At 76.2% G+C, this 6,000-nt stretch carries 3 protein-coding genes and 1 pseudogene; 1 reads left to right on the top strand and 3 read right to left on the bottom strand.

The features are described from left to right. The 3 genes and pseudogenes from ABD317_RS11575 to ABD317_RS11565 all read right to left on the bottom strand — a co-directional run. Positions 1 to 966: pseudogene (locus ABD317_RS11575) on the bottom strand (hypothetical protein); the annotation flags it as partial. Continuing rightward, positions 966 to 1,724 carry a hypothetical protein gene (locus ABD317_RS11570; protein ID WP_344289694.1) on the bottom strand — a complete coding sequence of 253 codons (759 nt, stop codon included), beginning with the start codon at positions 1,722 to 1,724 and terminating at the stop codon, positions 966 to 968. The pseudogene ABD317_RS11575 and the gene ABD317_RS11570, both read right to left, overlap by 1 nt. 129 nt (positions 1,725 to 1,853) lie before the next feature. After that, the gene (locus tag ABD317_RS11565; RefSeq protein ID WP_344289693.1) at positions 1,854 to 4,856 is read right to left on the bottom strand and encodes a SpoIIE family protein phosphatase; all 3,003 of its coding nucleotides are present in this window, start codon (positions 4,854 to 4,856) and stop codon (positions 1,854 to 1,856) included. Positions 4,857 to 5,011: 155 nt separating this feature from the next. Between ABD317_RS11565 and ABD317_RS11560 the strand changes: the two genes are divergently transcribed. Continuing rightward, positions 5,012 to 5,854: a hydrolase gene (locus tag ABD317_RS11560; RefSeq protein ID WP_344289692.1), complete on the top strand. Its 843-nt coding sequence runs from the start codon at positions 5,012 to 5,014 to the stop codon at positions 5,852 to 5,854. The last annotated feature ends 146 nt before the right edge of the window (positions 5,855 to 6,000 follow it).

The raw sequence follows: 6,000 nt of genomic DNA, 5'->3' as shown, positions 1-6,000 counted from the left end.
GCCGCCCGGGGCCTCCGTCACCGCCGTGTACCGCTGCGCCAGCGACCGCAGCGCCTCCTCCGCCGCCCGGTGCAGCGCCTTCCGCCGCGGCGCGCGGAAGTCGCGCGCCCCCGGCGCAGCCACCTGCGTCGCCCCCGGCGCCCGGGCCGGGCGCTGGGCCGGCAGCGGCACCCACATCGCGTCGCGGCGCCGCCGCCGCGTCCGCAGCGGGGTGCACGCCGCGACCACCAGGCCGAACAGCGCCAGCGCCAGGAACGCCCCGATGGCCAGGCCGGGCCCGAAGTCCGCCCCGAACACCGACGGCAGCGGCTCCGGCTCGTACTCCTTCTCGTCCGCCGGCCGCGCCCGGTACGGCGGCTCGCCCGGTGTGCTGTTCCGCGGCGCCTCCTCCAGCAGGGTCAGCAGCTCGCCGAGCCGCTCGGGGAGCCGCACGTCGTCGGCCCCGGCGTCCGGGTCGGGGCGCAGCACCCGGCGGGGCAGCTCGAATTCGAGGTAGTCGCTGTCGAGCAGCGTGCCGTAGTTGGCGACGTCGATGCCGCCCACGTACGGATCGGCGACGACGTAGACGCCGTCCTGGCCGACCTGCTGCTGCAGCCGCCGTATCAGTTCCTGGGCGTCGCCGCCGGACTCGTCCTCCCGCGGCGTCGGCACGATCGCGACGTAGACCCCGTGGTCGAACTCCCGGATGCGGTCGAGCAGCTCGCGGCGCTCCGCGCCGTCCAGCGTCCGCTCGCTCTCCGGATCGTCGTAGAGGGGTTGATCGGCGAGCGCCGCGCCCACTCGCTCCACCCGCAGCCGCAGGTCCGCCTTCGTCGGCGTGTGCGCCGCGGACGGTCCGGGCGTGGGGGCGTCGTCGGCCGACGTCGCGGAGCCGCCCCCGAACCGCTGGCCGGCGAAGACGGCGATCGCCACCGCGACCAGGACGGCGGCGAGGATCTCCGGCCGCCTGCGCAGCCACGCCCCCATCAGGACCGCCCCCGCCCGCCGCCGTACGGAAGCCGCCGCAGCCGCCGTACGTACGCGCCGACGAGGAGGATGAGCAGCGGCAGCCCGGCCAGCGAGATCCCGGTGAGGAAGTTCTGGTTCTTCCGGTCGGTGACCGACACCTCGTCGGTGCTCTCCGGTTCCTCCGCGGACGGGGTGCGGTGCAGCGGCTCGGGCCTGGCCGTCGGCGACTGCCCGTCGGGCCCGCTGCCGTACTTCTCGCGCGCGGCCCGCGCCCGCTGTGCGACGTCGTCATCGGTCAGCGCCTCGGCGAAGTGCTCGAAGGACTCGATCGGCCACGCGTCGTAGGGCAGCTCGAACGTGGTCACCGACTGGGCGTCCCGTATCGGCACGTCCACCCCGTACGACGTGGCGTCGATCCACGACGTGCCGGCGTCGACCAGCACGTACAGCCCGTCCTCGCCGAGCCGGTCGTGGACGGCCGCGAGCAACTGCTCGGCGAACGTGGGCGCGTTCGGCAGCACGAGCACGTACGTCGGCACGCCGGTCCGCTCGGCCACCCGCGCGAACTCCCCGGCCGCCGAGCGCGGGACCTCGCGGGGCACCTGGTCGGAGACGTACACCGGGTCCTCGCGCAGCTGCCCGGCGAGATACGCGGCCTGCGTCTCGCCGTCCGCGGCGGCGGCCGGCGCGGCGCCGAGCCCGGGAAACAGCCCCGGCCCCAGCCCCAGAACAAGCGCCAGCGCCAGCCCGGCCGCGAGCCCGGCAAGCGCACCCATCGGACGCCGCACGCCCCCCAGCCCCCTCCCCAGCCGGTCCGGTCCGTCCGGCTCCGACTCTACCCCGGGGTACCGACACCCACGGCGGCTCCCAGGCGGCTCTCTAACAGCTCAGCGTGACGGCACGGCTCAGCGTGGCGGCGGCAGCTCCTGCTCCGTCCAGATGGACTTCCCCGTGCGGGTGTGCCGCGTCCCCCAGCGCCGGCAGAGCGCCGAGACGAGCCGCAGCCCGCGCCCCCCTTCGTCCGTGTCGGAGGTGTGGCGGATGTGCGGTGTGGTCGGGCTCCCGTCGGAGACCTCGCAGATCAGCGCGCGGGTGCGCAGCATACGGAGCCGGACCGGGCCGGTGGCGTGCCGGATGACGTTCCCGACCAGCTCGCTGACCAGCAGCTCGGTGGTCGTGATCAGCTCCTCGTCGGCCAGGTCCCAGTCGGTGAGCTGCGCGCGGACCAGGTTGCGGGCCTGGCCCGCCGCCCTCGGCTCCTCCGGCAGCGGCCACTCGGCGATGTTCCGCGACTCCAGCGGGTGCGTACGCGCGAGCAGCAGGGCGGCGTCGTCGGCGAGCGCGCCGCCGTGCGCGGGCAGCAGGGACGCGGTGATGGTGGCGCAGAGGGAGTCCAGGTCGGCGGAGCCGGCCCGGTCGGCCGGGGTGGTGCGCGCGAACCGGGAGAGCAGTTCCGCGAGCCGGTCGGTGCCCGCGCCGAGGTCCCGGTCCATGTTCTCGACCAGGCCGTCCGTGTAGAGGGCGAGCAGGCAGTCGCCGGGGAGTTCGGTCTCCAGGGTGTCGAACGGCGGAGTGCCCACCCCCAGCGGCGGGTTGGGGGGCGGGGGCAGGAAGGTGACGGTGCCGTCGGAGCAGACCGCGGCCGGGGGCGGGTGCCCGGCGCTGGCGTACGACAGGAGCCCGGTCACCGGGTCGTAGACGCCGTACAGGCAGGTGACGAAGGAGTCGATGTCCAGCTCGCCCACGATGTCGTTGAGGTGGCCGAGGATCTCGTCGGGCGGCAGCTCCAGGTCCGACAGGGTGCGCACGGCCGCGCGGAGCCCGCCCATGGTGGCGGCCTCGGACATGCCGTGGCCCATGACGTCGCCGATCACCAGCGCCACGCGGGCCGCGGAGAGCGGGATCACGTCGTACCAGTCGCCGCCGACGTCGGCCCCCTCCCGGGCCGCCTGGTAGCGCGCCGCGGTCTGCACCGCCGACAGCTCGGGGAGCGCGCGCGGCAGCAGGCTGCGCTGCAGGGTGCGGGCCCGGGTCGTGGCCTCGTCGTAGAGCGCGGCCCGCTCCAGCGCCTGCGCGATCAGCCCGCTGAGCGCCGTGAGGAGGGTGCGCTCGTCCTCGCCCAGGACCCGCGGCCGGTCGAAGGAGATGACGGCCGTGCCGATCCCCCGCCCGGACACCGTCAGCGGCAGGAACACCCACGCCTGCTTGCCGCTCTCGCGGACCACCTCCCGGGTGTCCGGGTAGCGCTCCAGGAACTCCTCGGGGGAGGAGAGGTAGACGGCGGTGCGGGTACGCAGCGCGTCCCGCTCCGGCGTCGCGATGTCGCCCGCCGCCGCCGCCTGCCGCTCCAGCAGCCGGGCGAAGCGCTCCCCGTGCCCCCGGGAGCCCATGACGATGAGCCGGTCGCCGACCAGGCCGAGCACGGTCAGCCCGCTGGCCCCCAGGGGGGTCATCACGCCGTCGGCCACCGCCGCCATCACGTCCTGTGCCGTGACCGCCTCGGCCAGCCGGCGGGTGACGCGCTGCATCAGGGCCGCGCGCTCGGCCGCGGCCCGGTCCGCGGCGGCCCGTTCGGCCTCGCGCAGATGCCGCTCGGTGATGTCGGTGATGTAGAGGGCGAGCCCTTCCGGTACGGGTACGAGCCGCAGGTGGTACCAGTACGGGCCGTCCGGCCACGGCACGTCGAACCCGGTGGCCCGGCCCTCGGCCGCCGCCGCCCGGCAGCGCTCCGCCAGCCCCGGCTGGGCCCGTACCGAGGGGACGTTCCAGAGGAGCACGCCGTGCACGTCCGCCAGGGACCCGAAGAGCCGTTCCGCGGCGCGGTTGAGGAACACGATGCGCCAGTTGGTGTCCAGGGAGACGAAGCCGTCGCTCATGTGCCGCAGCGCCCAGCCGGCCGCCTCGGCGGCGGCGTGCGTGTCGGTGCTGTCCCAGATGGTGCCGATCACCTGCACCGGCTCGCCGGCCTCGTCCGTGACGGTACGGGCGCGGGCCTCGACCCAGCGGTACGTGCCGTCCCGGCGCCGCACCCGGTACTCGTTCTGGAAGCCGCCGCGCAGCCGGACGCCCTGGTCGAAGCCGGTCACCGTCTGCGGCAGGTCGTCGGGGTGGATGAGCGCGGCCCACGCCTCGATGCCGCCGCTCAGCACGTCCGGGTCGACGCCGGCCAGCACCTCGTCGATGGGCCGCTCGGTGGTCAGCTCGCCGGTGCGGAGGTCCCAGGTGTAGGTGGTGGACGGGACCTCGCGGCCGCCCCGGCGGGGTCCGTCCCGGGCGCCGGGGGCGTTCTCCAGGGCGTGCAGCATGGTGGGGGACGGGTTGAGGGGGCCGGCGGGCCGCAGCCGGTCCGACATCCACGCGGCCACGTCGGTCAGGAAGGCGTGGTCGACGGCTTCCGGCACGGTGCTCCCGGCGCCGGCCGCGGCGTGCGCACCGGGGGCGGCGTGCGCACCGGGGCCGGCGTGCGTACCGGGGGCGAGGAGTACGGAGAGCGCGCCGCGCCGGCCGCCGGGGCCGGGGACGGGGACGGCCAGGTGGCCGATGCCGGCGGGCAGGTCGGAGGGCCACTGGGCCGCCGGGTCGCCGCGGCCGGGCACCGGTTTCGGCGGGGCCAGTGCGGGCTCCCAGACGGCGGTGTCCTCCCGGGCGGCACGGCTGGGCGGGGCGGTGTCCCGGGCCCGGATCACCAGCCAGGGGCGGGTCACCGACGCGGGCAGCCCGCTGTCGGCGACGAGGTAGAGGATGCCGCTCATGCCGCCGCCGGGGAGGTGCACCATGCCGCCCAGGCCGTGCAGCCCGGCCACCGCCTGCTGGAGTGCGATCAGCAGCACCTCGACGTCGCGCCGGCTCTCGTCCACGGCGGCGAGCAGCCCCATCCGCAGGCGTTGCCGCTCCGCGGGCTGGTCCACGTCTCTCCCATCCCAGCCGGGTCAGATAATCCGGATGTTATTACCCATTCCAGACGCCCTCATCCCGGTCTGGCTCCCCCGAGGGGTTCCGGCTACGCTGTGGGAGCGCTCCCATGTACGTACTCCACGTACCCCCCACGTCTTCGGGAGGACCCATGGTGCACGCCCCCGCGCACGCCCCCGCCCGCCGGTCCCGCCGCCCGCGCACCGCCCTCGGCGGGGCCCTCGCCCTGCTCCTCACGGCGTTCACGGCCACCGCGGCCACCGCCGCCGCCCCGGCCGCCGCCCCGCCGCCGGCCCCGGCCGCCGCGTGCGCGGCCGACGGCTTCTGCGAGGACTTCGAGTCCCAGACGGGCCCCCGGCCCTCCGGCCGCTGGAGCTTCCAGGCCGACGACTGCACCGGCACCGGCACCGTCACGGTGGACACCGCCGTCGCCCACGGCGGCACCACGTCCCTTCGGGTGAACGGCGGCGAGGGCTACTGCAACCACGCCTTCGCCGGCACCGCGCTCGACGACGTACCGGCGGGCGGCGACCTGTACGTGCGCTTCTGGGTCCGCCACACCACCGCGCTGCCCACCCAGCACGTCACCTTCCTCGCCATGCGGGACACCGGCGCGCGCGACACGGACCTGCGCATGGGCGGGCAGAACGCGGCCCTGCAGTGGAACCGCGAGTCGGACGACGCCACCCTGCCCGCCCAGAGCCCGGCGGGCGTCGCGCTGAGCCGGCCGCTGCCGGTGGACCGGTGGTCCTGCGTGGAGTTCCGGATGGAGCGGGCGGGGCTGCTGCAGACCTGGCTCGACGGCGAGAGCGTCGAAGGGCTGATCGTCGACGGCACCCCCACCCACGACGTGGACGCGCAGTGGCTGAACAGCGGCGCCTGGCAGCCGGCGCCGGCCGACCTGCGGCTCGGCTGGGAGAGCTACGGGCAGGGCGCCGACACCCTCTGGTACGACGACGTCGCCGTGGGCACCAGCCGGGTCGGCTGCGCCTGACGCCGGGGCGGTACGGGCGTACGGGCGTACGGGCCGGGGCCCGGCGGACCCCGGCGCGCGGCGGCCGGAGGTTCTCCGGCCCCGGCGGCCGGCAGACACCCGGCGGCCCGGCGCGCGTCAGGCGTCGGGCCGCCGGTCCCGGTGCG

It is taken from the genome of Streptomyces synnematoformans, assembly GCF_039531005.1.
In the GTDB taxonomy this organism is placed as follows: domain Bacteria; phylum Actinomycetota; class Actinomycetes; order Streptomycetales; family Streptomycetaceae; genus Streptomyces; species Streptomyces synnematoformans.
Note: the sequence above shows the minus strand (reverse complement) of the source record. Positions and strands in the feature narration are given on the sequence as shown.

Coding starts and splice junctions, on each gene's coding strand:
- ABD317_RS11570 (WP_344289694.1), bottom strand. CDS start 1,724: ATGGGTGCGCTTGCCGGGCTCGCGGCCGGGCTGGCGCTGGCGCTTGTT.
- ABD317_RS11560 (WP_344289692.1), top strand. CDS start 5,012: ATGGTGCACGCCCCCGCGCACGCCCCCGCCCGCCGGTCCCGCCGCCCG.